This window comes from Salibacterium halotolerans, assembly GCF_900115625.1.
Classification (GTDB): Bacteria; Bacillota; Bacilli; order Bacillales; family Marinococcaceae; genus Salibacterium; species Salibacterium halotolerans.
Window position 1 is genome coordinate 69,432 of sequence record NZ_FOXD01000001.1, and the last position, 16,216, is coordinate 85,647.

At 48.0% G+C, this 16,216-nt stretch carries 14 protein-coding genes; 6 read left to right on the top strand and 8 right to left on the bottom strand.

What is annotated here, in order from left to right; translation table 11 throughout:
* Positions 1–3 precede the first annotated feature (3 nt).
* The 3 genes from BM124_RS00290 to BM124_RS00300 form a co-directional block, all read right to left on the bottom strand.
* Positions 4–1,281 (bottom strand): TRAP transporter large permease, encoded by a 1,278-nt coding sequence (locus BM124_RS00290; protein WP_093334652.1) that lies wholly within the window; start codon positions 1,279–1,281, stop codon positions 4–6.
* Positions 1,278–1,799, bottom strand: coding sequence for a TRAP transporter small permease (locus BM124_RS00295; RefSeq protein WP_093334653.1), 522 nt, complete (start codon positions 1,797–1,799; stop codon positions 1,278–1,280). Before BM124_RS00295 ends, BM124_RS00290 begins: the two co-directional genes overlap by 4 nt.
* 80 nt (positions 1,800–1,879) lie before the next feature.
* Positions 1,880–2,947: a TRAP transporter substrate-binding protein gene (locus BM124_RS00300; RefSeq protein ID WP_244504177.1), complete on the bottom strand. Its 1,068-nt coding sequence runs from the start codon at positions 2,945–2,947 to the stop codon at positions 1,880–1,882.
* 420 nt (positions 2,948–3,367) lie between these two features.
* Here BM124_RS00300 and BM124_RS00305 point away from each other — a divergent pair, with 420 nt between their 5' ends.
* Both BM124_RS00305 and BM124_RS00310 read left to right on the top strand, forming a co-directional pair.
* Positions 3,368–5,395 carry a methyl-accepting chemotaxis protein gene (locus tag BM124_RS00305; protein ID WP_093334654.1) on the top strand — a complete coding sequence of 676 codons (2,028 nt, stop codon included), beginning with the start codon at positions 3,368–3,370 and terminating at the stop codon, positions 5,393–5,395.
* A gap of 252 nt (positions 5,396–5,647) precedes the next feature.
* On the top strand, positions 5,648–6,208 hold the full coding sequence (locus BM124_RS00310) for a DJ-1/PfpI family protein (protein WP_093334655.1): 561 nt from the start codon (positions 5,648–5,650) through the stop codon (positions 6,206–6,208).
* A gap of 343 nt (positions 6,209–6,551) precedes the next feature.
* Here BM124_RS00310 and BM124_RS19440 read toward each other — a convergent pair whose 3' ends face one another.
* The 5 genes from BM124_RS19440 to BM124_RS00330 all read right to left on the bottom strand — a co-directional run bounded on the left by BM124_RS19440 (position 6,552) and on the right by BM124_RS00330 (position 11,109).
* Positions 6,552–6,686 (bottom strand): hypothetical protein, encoded by a 135-nt coding sequence (locus BM124_RS19440; protein ID WP_280139701.1) that lies wholly within the window; start codon positions 6,684–6,686, stop codon positions 6,552–6,554.
* A gap of 9 nt (positions 6,687–6,695) precedes the next feature.
* Positions 6,696–7,691, bottom strand: a complete 996-nt coding sequence (locus BM124_RS00315) for an NAD(P)/FAD-dependent oxidoreductase (protein WP_093334656.1) — start codon at positions 7,689–7,691, stop codon at positions 6,696–6,698.
* Between the two features lie 16 nt (positions 7,692–7,707).
* Positions 7,708–8,064 (bottom strand): Rieske (2Fe-2S) protein, encoded by a 357-nt coding sequence (locus BM124_RS00320; RefSeq protein ID WP_090927718.1) that lies wholly within the window; start codon positions 8,062–8,064, stop codon positions 7,708–7,710.
* Between the two features lie 20 nt (positions 8,065–8,084).
* Positions 8,085–9,122, bottom strand: coding sequence for an amidohydrolase family protein (locus BM124_RS00325; protein WP_093334657.1), 1,038 nt, complete (start codon positions 9,120–9,122; stop codon positions 8,085–8,087).
* Between the two features lie 280 nt (positions 9,123–9,402).
* Positions 9,403–11,109, bottom strand: a complete 1,707-nt coding sequence (locus BM124_RS00330) for a methyl-accepting chemotaxis protein (protein WP_093334658.1) — start codon at positions 11,107–11,109, stop codon at positions 9,403–9,405.
* 340 nt (positions 11,110–11,449) lie between these two features.
* On the opposite strand from BM124_RS00330, the gene BM124_RS00335 reads away from it, so the two are divergent.
* From BM124_RS00335 to BM124_RS00350, 4 genes are all read left to right on the top strand, one after another.
* Positions 11,450–12,748 carry an extracellular solute-binding protein gene (locus tag BM124_RS00335; RefSeq protein WP_244504178.1) on the top strand — a complete coding sequence of 433 codons (1,299 nt, stop codon included), beginning with the start codon at positions 11,450–11,452 and terminating at the stop codon, positions 12,746–12,748.
* A gap of 66 nt (positions 12,749–12,814) precedes the next feature.
* Entirely contained in the window at positions 12,815–13,753 is a 939-nt protein-coding gene (locus BM124_RS00340; protein WP_244504179.1) for a carbohydrate ABC transporter permease, read from the top strand.
* 1 nt (position 13,754) lies between these two features.
* Complete coding sequence (locus tag BM124_RS00345) at positions 13,755–14,576, top strand: carbohydrate ABC transporter permease (protein ID WP_093334660.1); 822 nt, start codon at positions 13,755–13,757, stop codon at positions 14,574–14,576.
* Positions 14,577–14,594: 18 nt separating this feature from the next.
* Positions 14,595–16,157 (top strand): glycoside hydrolase family 43 protein, encoded by a 1,563-nt coding sequence (locus BM124_RS00350; protein ID WP_093334661.1) that lies wholly within the window; start codon positions 14,595–14,597, stop codon positions 16,155–16,157.
* Positions 16,158–16,216: the final 59 nt, after the last annotated feature.

Sequence of the window (16,216 nt, forward strand, 5' to 3'; positions counted from 1 at the left end):
GTCTTAGTCAAAAAAATGGAGCAGAAACAGGGCGGATTCCGGAACATAGGTAATAATCAGAAGTGCCGCTATCTGCACGGCCAGAAAACGTTTCAGGCCGGGGATCATCTGCACCATGTTTAATTTAGAGATGGTCTGGGTGACGAATATATTGATGCCAAACGGTGGCGTATACATGCCGATGGCCAGGTTGCAGATCATCAGAATACCGAGATGGACCGGATCCACTCCGAGGCCCGATGCCGCTGGAAAGATCAGAGGCGCGACGATAATGATGGCGGCTATTCCCTCCATGAACATGCCCATAATAAGCAGGGCGATGTTGATGAGCAGCAGAAACAAAAGCACCGAACCGACGTGTTCCGTGACATACCCGGCGATCTGCTGCGGAATGCCGGATCTCGTAAGCAGCCAGCCGAGGATCTGCGCGGAAGCGACAAGCACAAGTACCTGGGCGGATGTCACCGCGGACTCGACACAGACGTGATAGAATTTTTTCCACGTCATTTCCCGGTACACAAACATGCTGATAATCAGCGCATATACCGCAGATATTCCGGCGGCCTCGGTCGGGGTGAAGATACCGGCATATATTCCGCCGAGAATGATAACGGGGATCAAAAGCGCCCAGAACGCTTTCACCGTTGCCTGGATCAATTCCTTGAATGTGGCGCGCTTATCCCGGGGAAGGTTCTGTTTTTTTGAATAGAAATAAATATAGACGATTGTCACGATGCCAAAAATCAGCCCCGCGCCGATTCCTGCGGTAAACAATTCGCCGACGGACACGGACGTTACGACAGAAGCCAGCACAATCAAGGTGATACTCGGCGGTATAATAAGGGAAATTGATCCTGCAGACGCGAGCAGTCCTGCAGCAAAGGCGGGATCATATTTCCGGCGCACAAGCTCGGGATACATGATTTTCCCTATGGCAACAACGGTAGCCGGACTCGATCCGGACAGCGCGCCGAAAAACATGCTGGATACCTGGGTCGTCATAGCGACACCTCCGGCCAGGTGTCCGACAAGTGCGCGCGCCCAGCGGAGAAGCCGGTCGGACAGACCACCGCCTTCCATAATATTGGCAGCCAGAATGAAAAACGGCAGGGCCATTAAAGCAAACTGGTCGAGCCCTGCGAACATACGTTGGACAAGAATCATAGGTTCTATGTTGCTGAGCAGCAAAACACTGACAAAAGAAGCCAGCCCGAGTGACACAAAAATCGGGGCACTGATGAATAACAGGATGATGATAAGAATGATCAGTAATGTAATCATAGGGAGTCTCCTTCGTTCACGTTGTTCTCGGATGGCTCTTCTTTATTCATCAGAAGCTGAATCGAGACGGTGACAAGATGAAAAATGGAGAGCAGGCATCCAATCGGTATAATCAGGTATACCCAGTAAATGGCTATCTCAAGAGAAGGGGTGATCTGCCCCGTATTCATGGAAAACAACACGAGTTCCAACCCGAAATACCCAAGAAAAGCCATAAACAGAATGGAGAGAAGGTAAACAGTAAGCCTCACAGCTTTCGTGACACGTTCGGATAGGTAATTCAAAATGAAATCAATACCGACATGCATCCCTTTACGAAAGCAGATAGCCATTCCGATAAATGTAATCCAGATCATCATATACCGAATCAGTTCGTTCGCCCAGCTGGCATTGGCGTTAAAGCCAAACCGCATCACCACATTGAAAAATAACACAGCGGTCGCGGCGATAATCAGCAGGCCGATAATGGCTTCCTCCGTTTTATAAAATGAGCGAAGCCCTTTCTGTAAAGCGTTCATGACGAGCCTCCTTTCAAGACATGCTTCATGGAACAGAGAACCAGCAGCCTGTCAGCATACTGGTTCTCTGCAGAATCTGCTTATTCGCTCTGCACTTCGTTGATTTTTTCTTTCAGTTTGCTGAGAATCTCCTGCTGGGACTCATCCTGGACGATTTCCTCATGGATAGACTGGGAAGCTTCCCGGAAATTCGCGATTTCCTCCTCGGTCAGCTTGTAATACTCTGCCTCCGAGTCCTTGATGTTCTGCCGGTACTCGTCTTCGGTAGCGGCGAGGTCCTCACGGGCTGCCTGCACACCAGCGGCCTCTGCTTCGCGGATGGCGTTCTGTGTCTGTTCATTCAGTCCATTGAACCAGCTTTGGTTTGCCATCAGAAGATAAGTCATCGTGCCGTGGTAACTTTCGATGACGTAATCCTGGACTTTATGAAAATCGTTTAGATAAATGGTTTGAAGCGGGTTTTCCTGACCGTCTACAACTCCCTGCTGCAGGGCATTGTAAACTTCTGCGTAAGCGACCGGTTCGGCACTGCCGCCCCACTCTTCATATTGTGTGATAAGTGCGGGAGACTCCATCGTTCTCATGGTGAGCCCTTCAAAATCGGAAGGTTTGTGAATTTCTGTTCCGCTTGTCGTGAACAGTTTGAATCCGCCCGGCCAGTAACCAAGTCCTTCGAAACCACCTTCATTCAATGTGCCGAGTAATTCATCTCCGACCTCGGAATCAAGAACTTCGTATTTCTCTTCATTGCTTGCCGGCCAGAGATAAGGCAGGTCGATCAGTTTGACCGCATCGACAAATGGAGTAACAACAGCGGATGGCTGCATCGTGATGTCAATTTCACCAAGCTGTGTTCCTTCCACCTGTTCGCGGAGACTTCCCATCTGCGAAGCCGGATAAAGATCCACCGTCACGCTGCCGTCTGTCGCCTCTTCAATGTGGTCTTTAAACGCTACGGCGCCGGTGTGTTCCGGGCTGTCTTCGGGCTGGTTGTGACTGAATGTGATGGTGATGTCGTTATACCCGCTGCTGCCTGAATCTCCTGACGTACTGCCGCTGTTTTCTTCCTGACCTCCTCCGCCGCATGCTGTTAATGCAAGCATCAAGGCAAAAGCCGTTGTTCCCGCAAGTTTTGCTGGAATTTTCATGATAGCCCCCCTGTAGAATAGTTAAAATAAAATGATGAAGTATCATGATGAAGTATCATCGTTAGACTTATCATACAATTTAGACATTTTCATTTCCTTGTTACAATAGACAATTTTATACTAAATTATTTGTTTTATCGGACATAATTCGACAATGTTAAGAAAAGGCAGTCAGTAGTATCCTCATAATCAGTTGGAATTATGACTGATGCATCGGCGGCTGAGACAAGTGGAAAACTTTTTCTTCACGTTGCGGCTCAAAGAAAGAAGGGGATGTTGAAATTGTTACATTATCTAACGAAAAATCATGGGCAGCACCGGAAAGGTATTTTTTTCAAATAAATAATTCTTTAATCTTAAAATCTTACACCGATAAAATGAATAGAAATTTTATTCAGTTTGATTGAAGGGGGAGAAACAGTGGTGAAAAAAGAAAAGCAGGAGAGGCGGTCGAACCGGTTGACGATAAGGGGATCGATGAGAAACAAGTTGATGCTTTATCTGCTGCTTACAGGGTTGGTACCGACGATTGTTATCGGTTTTTTCATCTACCAGACGAGCACAGACGAAATAGTAGCAAAGGAAAGGGAAAATCTGGAGTCGCTGGCGGATACGACGGCCGCGAGCATGCAGCAGTGGATTGATAAACGAATGTCACAGCTGCAGCTGATGGCGCAAACCGAAGAGATCATGTCGGCGGAGGAAGACCGGCAGATGCGGATGGCCAGGATTCTTAAAGACAGCGATGAGTCCTATGAAAATGTAGTCTTTACGGACGCAGAAGGAATCGTGCGTGCTGATACGACAGAAGACAATATCGGTCAGCTGGATCTTAGTGAACGACAGTATTATCAACAGGCTATGGAAGAAGAACATGCGATTTCGGATGTGCTGGAATCCAAGGCTACAGGCAACCGGATTATCGTGCTCGCGACACCAGTATACGGTGAATCGGACAATGTGATTGGCGTACTGAGTGCGGTGGCAAATTTTCAGGCATTAATTAATCAGTTTTTATCAGAAGACACTTTGAATAAAGAAGGGCTGCAGCCGATTCTCATCGACAACAGCAACACGATTCAGCTTCACCAGAATGAAGCATTGATCGGCCAGTCACTCGACGAGGCTGATATTGGGCGGGAATACCGGCAGCGTCTGGAAGAAGGAAAAACGAATATCGGATCGGAAGTGCTGCAGAGCCGGGATAAGGTGCTCGCCCACGCACCGGTTGACATGGCGCAGTACGGGTTGTATTTCGCCGTCCCGATGAGCACGGTGCTTCATGTCACCGATTCTCTTCAGCTGCAGGCCGGGCTTATGATTGCAGCGGCGGCTGTCCTTATCATTGTACTGGCCTGGTTCATCGCCCGCTCCATCAGCCGGCCGATCCACAAAGTAAGTGAGCAGGTACAGCTTGTGGCCGGTGGTGATTTGACCGGAGAAGACATACAGGTGAAGTCCAGGGATGAAGTGGGTCGTCTCGCTGAAAGTGTAAATACCATGAAAGAGCAGTTAAAAGGGCTGTTGTATCAGGTGAGAGAGAGCGCGGAAATGGTGAGCGCTTCCTCCGAAGAATTGCAGGCCGGCTCGGAAGAAGCGAGTCGTGCTTCGGAGGAGACTTCCAATTCCATTCAGGAAGTCGCATCCGGCTCCGAATCGCAAACGGAACGAATTAACGAAAGCGTGCAGACAATGGATAAAGTATCCAAAGGCGTTCAGGATGTGGCCGAAAATGCGTCCTCTGTTTCCGAAAATGCATCTTCTGCTCTGCAAAAGAGCAAAGACGGGGGAGAAAATGTAGGAGAAACGTTGAGCAAGATGCGTTCCATTGATGAATCAGTTCAATCTTCCAATGAAGTCAATACGTCTCTGAATCAGCGTTCCAAAGAAATTGAAAATATTCTGCAGGTGATCACCAACATTGCGGAACAGACCAATCTCCTTGCGCTGAATGCAGCGATTGAAGCGGCCCGCGCCGGGGAAAGCGGCAAAGGATTCGCCGTTGTTGCCGAAGAGGTCAGAAAGCTCGCCGAAGAGTCCCAGTCCTCTTCCCAGCAGATCGCCCATATTATTCAGGACATCCAGCACGACATTGAGAACTCCACGAAGTCCATTGAACAGGTGAGCAGCGAAGTGAAAGAAGGACTGACCCTGGCGGACGGCTCCCAGAAGAGTTTTGAAGAAATTCAGAACTATATCGGATCGGTGGCGGAACAGATTGAACAGATGGCGGCCACTTCCGAAGAAATCGCCGCCAGTTCTCAGCAGGTGTCGGAATCCTTCCAGGACATCGCCCAGATTTCAAGAGATAATGCGGGGCGCACTCAGAATGTGGCGGCGGCATCGGAAGAACAGTCGGCTTCCAGTGAAGAAATCGATTCTTCCGCCAAATCCCTAAGCTCCCTGGCCGAAGATCTCCAGAACTCTGTGAACCAGTTTAAGATTTAGAGGATAGGGATTCTGCTCAAATTATTACTTTTTCGAACGTCGGAGCGAAAAGTAACCTTTAGAATTGGTGTAACCGTCACATGCAGCTGTAAGGGATGAAAAATCAACCGTTAGAATGATTCCAACCGCCACAATTTGTCCCGGCAGCTGAACAAGTACACGTTCCTATTTATAAATATGATGTAAAGATGACCTGCGAATCTCAATGATGGTTTCCTTTCATGATATAATGATGGAAAAAGGAGGGATCTTATGGCTTCATCGAAAAAAATTCTTATTGTGACCGGAGATGCAGTAGAGGCGCTGGAAGTATATTATCCGTATTTCCGCTGCCTGGAAGAAGGCTTTGACACGGACATTGCAGCGCCCCATCAGAAGAAACTGAACACAGTGATTCACGATTTTGAAGATTGGGAGACCTATACTGAAAAACGCGGGTACGGGATCGATGCAAACAAGACATTTGCTGATGTTCAGGCGGCTGACTACGACGGGCTGATTATTCCAGGTGGACGGGCGCCGGAACACATCCGCATGCACCAAGATCTGCTTGATATCGTCGTTCATTTTTTCGATGAAAACAAGCCGATTGCCATCATGTGCCACGGCAGCCTTGTCCTCACCCCGATCGCAGAAAAAGTGAAAGGGCGGAAACTGACCGCGTATTCCGCCTGCAAGCCGGAAGTGGAAAGTACCGGAGCGGAGTACATGAACGAAATGGATTACGTCGACGGCAACCTCGTCTCCGGACACGCCTGGCCCGACCTCCCCGCCATCATGCGCGAATTTGTGAAGCAGTTGAAGGAAAAATAGGAAGTAAACAAACGTTTGATGAAAAAGAATCTGGGACAATGTTCAGGTAAGTAATGAAAGGAGCTGTATCAAAAAGGTACAGCTTCTTTTTTACAAAATAGATTGTAGTGAGTGGCAGGGGGAGCTTACAGCGTATGTCTAAGCTTCCGTTCCTGGCGCCGTGGACACTATCATTGAAACATCAGGGTATAGTGTCCATGGAGCAGTGTTCCGTGAACACTATCCCGTTGAAATCAGGAAGTAGTGTCCGTTGATGAAAATCAATGGACACTAACCGGCGGTGCGGGAGGCGCAGTGTCCGCCGAACATCCTTCCGTGGACATTACGGAAGCAGTCGTGCGATTTAGTGTCCACGGAGCCACGCTACCATGCCTGCCATGCCGCCTTGCTGCTGCGGCCTGGAACAACCGCAGGCCGGCTCCGGACGCCGAACCAAAAAAAGAGACCCGCTGCCGAAATCCGGCGCGCGGGTCTCCATTGTAAGGTTTTACGAAAACAGGCTTGTGCTGTGCTGTGGCTGTACTTTGGCTTTCGGGTCGATGAGGTGCTTGGCGTTGTTCACCGCAATCGGCGCCTCCCCGAATCCGGTGGCGATCAGTTTCACCTTGCCATCGTACGTGCAGATGTCACCGGCCGCGTACAGTCCCTCGATGTTCGTTTCCATCCGGGAGTTGACAACGATGGAGTTCTTCTGAAGATCGAGGCCCCATTCTTTGATCGGTCCGATGGACGATATGAAGCCGTGGTTGACGATGACAGAATCGACATCGAGGTCTTCCTCTTCTTCATTTTGAATGTTTTTCAGCACGGCTTTTTTGATTTTGCCGTCCTGGCTTTCGAACTTCGAGATTTCCGTCGGTGTTTTCACACTCATGCCGGACTGGAAAAGCTGTTCCACGCTGTGTTCATGGGCGCGGAATTTCTCGCGCCGGTGGACGACCGTCACGTTTTTGGCGATCGGCTCCAGCATTAAGGCCCAGTCCAGGGCGGAATCGCCGCCGCCGGAGATGAGGACATTATGTCCGGAGAAGGCCTGCAGGTCATCGATGAAGTAATGCAGGTTTTTCCCTTCGAATTCCCGCGCTTCCTCCATCTTCAGACGGCGCGGTTCGAATGCACCGATGCCGCCTGTAACAACGACCGTTTTGGCATAATGTGTTTTCTCATTTGTGGAAAGTTCGAAGCGGCCGTCGGCATCTTTATCAATTTCCTGTACGGTTTCTTCGAGAACCACGGTCGGATCAAAGGCATAAGCCTGTTCAGCCAGGTCATCCACGAGTTTCTGCGCTTTCACCCCCGGAAATCCGGCTACATCGTATATATATTTTTCCGGGTAGAGAGTGGACAATTGTCCGCCCACCTGCGGCAGACTGTCGATCAACTTGACACTCATTCCGCGCATACCTGCGTAAAATGCGGCAAACAGGCCGGTCGGGCCGGCGCCGATGATCGCTATATCGTAAAGCTCTTCTTCATTGATCATATAACATCACCCACACTCAATTGTAAACAATCACGTCATTATTTTCGACTGATACACTAAAATTTTTAACTTTATATTTTTCATTCACGAGCATACGGCCTTCATTTTTCACATCGAATTCGCGGCCGTGCCAGGGACAGCGCAGAATGTCGCCGTCTTTTTCGAAATTGTATTCCCCGACGTTGTCGGTAGGGGCGGGGGCGCCGCACAATTTTCCTTTGGAGAGCGGAGCGCCCTGGTGTATGCAGCGGTTGAGAAAAGCGTAATAATGTCCGTCGGAAGCCCGGCAGACGACGATGGAATGTTTGCCGAGGGTGCTTTCCATCATTTCCCCGGGCTGCAGGTCTTCTTTATGGCAGACCTTTTGTTCCATGAACGACACCTCCAAGTAGACTAAAATTTAGGGTAAAAATTACGTGCGTTTTCGGTGTAGAGTTTTTCTTTGAGATCATCATCCAGGTTCGGCGGAAGCGCTGCGTCCGGGGAATCGTAATCCCAGTGCGGATAATCGGTAGAAAACGAAATAATCTCATCCGACCCGAGCTGGTCGATAATCTGCATGAGTTCTTTCTTCTTCATGCTCTCCAGCGGCTGCGTGGTAAACAGCATATTTTCCCGCACAATATCACTTGGCATCCGCTTCACCCACGGCACCTCGTGACGGAGATCGGTATACTGCTGATCCATTTTATTCATGAGAAAAGGAACATACGTAAAGCCGCCTTCGATCATGATCAGCTTCAGATCCGGGAATTTATCGAAAACACCGTTGAAGATCATGTTGGTCACGACGTTCATGTGGGACGTCGGGATCAGGGTGTGCCACTCGATAAAGTATTTCGGCCACTGCCCGTAATAGACAGGCGGTTCATTGTGGTGCATGCCGATCGCGAGGTTGTGCCGCTGGGCTGCTTCAAAAATCGGATGATAGTACGGATCGCCCCACAGTTTATCATCGATCGGGAGCAAAACCTGCACCATTTTCGGATGGGAGCCGACGCGTTCAATTTCTTTCACCGCGTTCCATGGTTCCTGGGCTGCGATATGAATGGACCCGTAAAGGCGTTCGTCCTGGTCCAGCCACTTGTCAATCTGCCAGTTATTATATGCTGTGGCCAGAGCCGTCGCCATTTCGTACCAGCCATGCATGGAAGACGGGGAAGGGTCGAGAGCGCCGGTCAGTATCGCTTTTTCGTGGTTGTTGGCATCGAGCAGCTGCTGCTGCATAAAGGAAAGATCCGTCCCCGCCGGGCGGCCGTCCGGAATACGGGCGTCGGCGCGGTCGACACCGGCTACGGCCGGCTGGGTGTAAGGCATATGCTTTTCCTGGATCCAGTGGCAGTCTTCGATATATCGTTTCCATGGCTGTTCCAGGTAAGGAAGCAGTTCTTCGTACATGACGCGTTCGTGAACATCGGTATCAATTAACATTGTGAATTTCCTCCTCCAGAGCTCCCGCCGCGGGAAGTGCTTTTTTTCTAATCAACTGGGAAACATCGTACCACACCCGATTTTTTCCTCCAACGTCGATGACCGGCTGTCACAGCACATGAGAATGCTCAGTGAACGTCAGTGAGCTTCAGTGAAAAGCAGTGATACGTTTTGAAAAAAATATTTTTTATAAAACAAACAATGTTTTCGAAAAAAAGCTCCCGCTTATCTGCCGGGATAAACGGGAGCGGATTATGCTGCGTCAGTGGTGATCAGTGAGTTAGAGCCGGAATTTTTTCGTTAAGCCGTTCAGTTCCTCCGCCATATGGGACAGGGATTCAGCGTTTCCGGCAACTTCCTGCATCGCTGAGTTCTGCTGCTCGGCTGTGCCTGATACCTGCTCAATACCGGCGGATGTCTCCTCGGAAGTGGAAGCAATCTCTTCGCCGGAAGCACTGACTTTGGCGCTGTGGGCGGCGATGCTGGTTAAATTGGAAGCCACCGTCTGGATGCGGTGCTGCATGGAGTCAATGGATTCATTGATCGCATCAAAGTAATCCCGGCTCACTTCAATCTGCCGGCTTCCATCTGCAACGGTCTGCTGTCCTTCATCGAGAGACTGTACGACGGCATTTGTATCGGTTTGTACGCCGTGGATAATGCCGGTGATGTGAGAAACAGAGTTTGATACCTGTTCCGCCAGTTTGCGGACTTCTTCGGCCACCACGGCAAACCCTTTCCCGGTTTCTCCCGCTCTGGCGGCTTCAATCGCTGCATTGAGCGCCAGCAGGTTGGTTTGCTCGGCAATGTCTTCGATGACTTCAATCAGTTTGGAAATCTCCCGGGAACGGCTTTCAAGTCCTTTTACTTTTTCAGACGTATCCTGCACGAGAGACGTGATGTTGTGCATCTGGTTTACGGATTCGGCCATCTGGGTGCGCCCGTCTCTGGATTTTTGACTCACAACCTGAGAGGACTCCTCCAGTTCGCGGCTTTCTTCATTGGATTCGCGGATTTGTTCATCCAGCTCGGACATGATGGTCGATATCTCACTGGAGGTGCCTGCCTGTTCTTCCGCCCCTGACGACAGTTCCTCCATGGTTGAAGAAATCTGCTGTGCGCCGGAACTTACTTCGCGCGAAGAGTGGGTCAGCTCTGCGCTCCGGATGCTCACCTGTTCTGAAATATCCTGAATTTGGTGAACGGTACTGCGCAGTCTTGCCACCATCGTGTCAAACGCATTGGCGATCTGCCCGATTTCATCTTTACTATTGTAGGAGAGTGTGCCAGTGTCGAGATTGCCTTCTGCGACCTTGTTACTGAGCGAGACAACTTTTTTGAGATTCCGATTCACAAAACGACTGACGAAAAGTACGATTAAACCACCGAGCAGCGTTGATACAACAATGGATATGATTAATGTCCAGAACGCCGTTAATGCCTGCTGGTCTGCTGCCTGAATCGAGGCCTGTCTTTCTTCATCCACGAGCTGCCGGAGCTGTCCGAGCAGCTCACTCGTTTCATTCCGGTAATCAATGGTCTGTTCGCGGAACGTGTAAAGCCCCTGTGTGTCCCCCTCCTGAATGGCGGGGACAATACGCTCGGTAAACACACGATCGGCTTCGGCGTCATTATTCTGGATCTGATGAAGAAGATTCAGCTGCTCTTCTGTGTCCATCTGCGGCTGAATCGAGTTCAAAAGCTCCTGGAACTGAGCACGCTGATTTTCATATTCCTCGAGAAGCTGCTCGTCTTCAGCAATCATATAGTCTGCGATCCGCGCATCCTTGGACCGGAACAAGGAAGCCATCTGTGTGATATCGATCGAGCGCTCAGCCTGCATTTCAACAGCGTTCATATTACGTTGAACCTGTGTCAGCTGAATGGAGACAATAATGGTAGAAATAAGAAATAGTACAATGGTAACTGTTAATGCTGTTCCGAACTTTTTACCGATGTTCAGGTTGTTCCAGCGCCTTTTAAGCATAAAGCCTTTCTCCTCCTAAGCTATGTATTAGTTACTGTTTCCTATTAATTTTCCAAATACATGAAAGTTCACTGCACGTACGATTGTGAAGGATTAATATTAAGGCAGTGTAAATAGGAAGTAAATTTTTTAAAAGATAAAGATGCTGCCATAAAAACGAGAGGATTTCAAAAACCTGCTTGTCATTCATTGAATCATAAGTTAGTATAAATGTAACCTAACTAAGTTTATCCAATGAACAAACTTAGTGGTTTTTATACTTTAGAAGGGGGGAAGAGAAGCGAGGGTTTTTTGAAGGTATTTGAAAGCGGTAACAAAAAAGAAAGGGAGGTTATGCCGGTTGAAAAAGTATGCTGTTGTTCTTATTTGTTCTTTGGCAGTTCTGGCTGCAGGATGCCAGCCCTCTTCCGAGAATGCGGAGACTCCGGAGGGAGGTTCAGATTCCGGGGGGAGTTCTGAAAACAAAGAGTTGTCGCTTTGGCATATTGAGACAGGGGAGGCAGAAAAGGTACTGCAGGAAGCCGCTCAACGGTTTGAAGAAGAACATGAAGGTGTCACCGTCGAGCTGAATCAATATCAGAATGATCCGTATAAGGAACAGATTATCACTTCGATGGGCGGGGACTCTCCACCCGATATTTTTCACTCCTGGGGAGGAGGATGGCTGAAAAACTTTGTAGATTCGGATCAGGTCATGAATATCACAGAGGATATAAACCCTGATAATTATTTGCAGACCGGACTGGATACGGTCACTTTTAATGAAGAAATTTATGGAGTACCGGTCGGCATGGAGCTGACGCCGGTTTGGTACAACACTGCTATCTTTGAAGAATACGACCTTGAAGTTCCGGAGACGTATGATGATCTTCTCGGAATTGTAGAAACGTTGAGAGCTAACGATATCATTCCATTTGCGCTGGCCAATCAGCCGCAGTGGCCCGGAGCCTTTTACATGATGTATCTGGCAGAAAGAATAGGCGGACCGGATTTATTTAATGAAGCGTATAACCGCACCGGCCGAACGTTTGATGATGAAGCCTATATCGAAGCAGGACAGAAGATCCAGGAACTGGTCGATATGGGAGCTTTCCCGGATGGAGTAAACGGGATGAATTATGATAACGGCCAATCAAGACAACTGATGTATTCCGGTGATGCGGCTATGGAAATTATGAACAGCGGAGCTATGCTGAATAATGTAAGGAAAGAAATGCCTGAATTCGAAGAAAAATTAGACTATTTTCTTTTTCCAGAAGTAGAAGGGGGACAAGGAAGTCAAAATCACGCTATTGGAGGAGTTAGTCCTGCCTTTTCTATTTCTTCAAAGACTGAACACCCTGATTTGGCTCTGGAGCTGTTGAAAGAATTGAGCAGTCAGGAGACCGCGCAGGGACTGGCTGATCGAAGTGGAAATATTTCAGCGGTTCAGGGTGTGGAATATGAAGATGGTTATATTGAAAGACTGAACAGCACGCTGAATGAAGCGAACTATCTTCAGACGTTTTATGATCAGACCCTGCCGCCTGAGGTGGCGCAGGTGCATTTAGATACAACCCAGGGACTTTTTGGGAAATCCATCACCCCGGAAGAAGCAGCACAGGAAGTCGAGCAGGCAGCACAGGAAGTATTGGAATAACCATAAGGCTGCATCAGGCAATGCCGCTGCATCCTGATGCAGCCTTAACATAAGGGGGAGCTTCTTTTGTCTGAACATGCACAGTCACAGCAGTCGTCTGCCGGTGCAGCAGCTTTCAGAAGAAAACAAAAAAGGAAAAAGACCTGGGTCATTATAGGTTTCATGGCTCCGGCTCTTATCGTCTACGGGCTGTATGTGGTTTATGCGATAGGTATGACGTTTTACTACAGTACATTTGATTGGACAGGTATAGATGCCGATCTGGAGTTTATCGGCCTTCAGAATTATGTAGAGTTATTCAGAGATATGACGTTCTGGCAGTCTTTGAAAAATAACACTCTTTTAATTGCCGCGTCTTTGTTCACTCAAATTCCTCTCGGACTGATTATGGCACTGCTTCTTTTCAGCCCGGTGAAGGGAATGAGATTGTTCCGAACGGTCTATTTTATGCCGTTTCTTATGTCGACGGTGGCGATCGGGATTCTTTTCGTTTATATTTATGATGCCAACTTTGGTTTGGTCAACCAGGTGCTCGGATCCATAGGGCTGGAATCACTGCAGAGGGGCTGGCTGGGAAATGAGAACACAGCGATATGGGCTGTTATTGTAACGATATGCTGGCAGTTTGCTCCTTTTTATATGATTCTCTTTCGGGCTGCCATCGTGGGAATCCCTGAGGAGCTGTATGAAGCCGCTGATATTGATGGAGCTACCGGCTGGAAGCGGTTTTCTAGTATTACACTGCCGCTTTTAAAACCTATTATTGTCACTTCCGCTATATTGTCTATTATCGGGGCGCTTAAATATTTTGACTTAATTTACATTATGACAGGCGGGGGGCCAAATAACGCGACCGACCTTATGGCCACCTATATGTATGATCAGACCTTCACTAATTTCAATATGGGATATGGAAGTACAATATCTTCCATGATGTTTATTATAGCCTTTATTGTCACAGTGATTATTATAACTCTGGATAATAAACGAAAGGCGGATTACTGATATGATGAAAAAGGCGAAACATATTCCGCTCTACGTTATCGCGATTTTGATTCTGTTGTTTACGGGACTTCCGTTTTTCATCATGCTGAATACGTCGTTTAAGGATCAGGGGGAATTCAGTTCGGCTCCCTGGGCGCTGCCGCAGAATTTTTCTCTGGATAATTACACGGCGCTGTTTGAAACAAACTTCTTTCAATATTTCGGGAACAGCTTGTTTGTTTCTGTTATTTCAGTGGTGCTCGTGATTATTTTTTCAGCCATGGCAAGTTATCCGCTGTCCAGAATGAAGTTTAAGTTAAATCGCCCGCTGCTTCTGTTGTTCATGGTCGGTATGATGATTCCTATTCATACCACTTTGATTCCAATCTTTCTTTTAACTCAGAATCTTGGTCTGTACGACACGTTATGGGGATTGATTGGTCCATACATTGCGTTTGCTCTCCCAATTTCCGTTGTCATTTATACGCAGTTCATGTCTGATCTGCCTAAGGAATTGGAAGAGTCGGCCAAAATTGATGGGTGCGGACATTTTCAATTGTTTTGGAGAATATTATTTCCTCTGCTCGTGCCGGCAACATCAACCGTAGCTATTTATAACTTTATTCATATCTGGAATGAGTTTATCTTTGCGCTTGTACTGACAAACTCAGATGAAGCAGCTACGCTGCCGATAGGACTGAGAGAATTTTATGGGGAATTCTCCGTTAATATTCCCGGACTGATGGCGGCACTGTCTATGGCAAGTATTCCATTGCTGCTTGTTTATTTTGTGGCCCAGGAAAAGATTATAAAAGGTCTCGCGGCCGGATCAGTAAAAGGATAATAAGAAAGGCGGATGCATATGAGAGCGATTGAGAATCCAATTTTAACAGGTTTCCACCCGGATCCTTCCATTATGAGAGTGGGAGATGACTATTACATGGCGACCTCCACCTTTGAGTGGTTTCCGGGGGTGGAATTGTACCACTCCAGAGATCTGCGGCATTGGGAGATGCTTCCTTCTCCATTGAACAGGTCGTCCCAGTTGGACATGATTGGAAACTGTGACTCAGGAGGAGTGTGGGCGCCATGTCTAAGCTATTCCGATGGATTGTTTTATTTGATTTACACCGATATGAAAAGCAGGCACGGAGCCTATAAAGATTCCCACAATTACCTGGTTACAACAGCTGATATCGAAGGCCCGTGGTCCGACCCGGTATATTTGAACAGCAGCGGGTTCGATCCTTCTTTGTATCATGAAGAGGATGGCACAAAATGGCTGCTTAATATGTTATGGGATTACCGCGCGGGCAATCACTCCTTTGCAGGTATTGTCATACAGGAGTATTCACAGGTAGAACAGAAGCTGATTGGTCCTGTTAAAACAATTTTCAGAGGTACCTCGATAGGTGTAACGGAGGCTCCCCACCTTTATAAACAAAACGGGTATTATTACCTTGTCACAGCTGAGGGCGGCACTGAATATGAGCATGCTGTCACGATAGCACGTTCCCGTTCTTTGTTCGGCCCTTACGAAGTGGATCCAGCCAATCCTGTTTTGACATCGAAAGATACCGATGCGTACCTTCAAAAAGCAGGACACGGCAGTCTGGTGCAGACACAGGATGGAACCTGGTATCTCGCTCATCTTTGTGGTCGTCCTGTAAAAAAGGAGCGCTGCATTCTGGGAAGAGAGACGGCGCTGCAGAAGTGTTACTGGACAGAAGATGACTGGATCAGGGTGGAGGGAGGAAGCCGGCCGCAGACATCCATTGAAGTACCGGACTTTCCAGTGTTCTATCCGCGGACAGAAGGAAATAAAGATGATTTTACAGGAGAATACCTTAAGAAGTATTGGAAGTCTTTAAGACGACCGTTTACAGAAGAATGGATATCATGGACCGAACGCGCGGGATATTTGCGGTTGAAAGGCGGGGAATCTTTAAACTCTCTGCATCGACAGAGTCTTATGGCCAGAAGGTTAAATTGTCTGGAAACAGAAGTGGAAACATGTCTTGATTTTCATCCGGTTACCTTTCAGCAGATGGCCGGACTCATCTTTTACTACGATACAACGGATCATGTTTATCTTTTTGTCGGTCACGATGAAGAAAAGGGGCGTTGCGTGGGAGTGCTGCGGACCATTTATGGTGTATATGAAGAACCCACGATGCGAATTTCTATTCCGGACGAAGGAGAGGTGTGTTTGAAAGGCGTACTGGAACAGGAATGGCTGCAGCTTTATTATTCTGTGGACAGGGGGGCCTGGCAGACAGCCGGTGATTCTATGGATATTTCTCATTTATCCGATGACACAGCGGACGACGTTCGATTTACAGGAACATTTACAGGCATATGCAGCCAGGATTTAAGCGGTGCCAAACTGGCAGCTGATTTTCGATACTTCGATTATCGTACGTAAGATAGTAAAGTTAGATATTAAATCAATAAATCTTTGTTTATTTGTTAGACAAAGTAAGA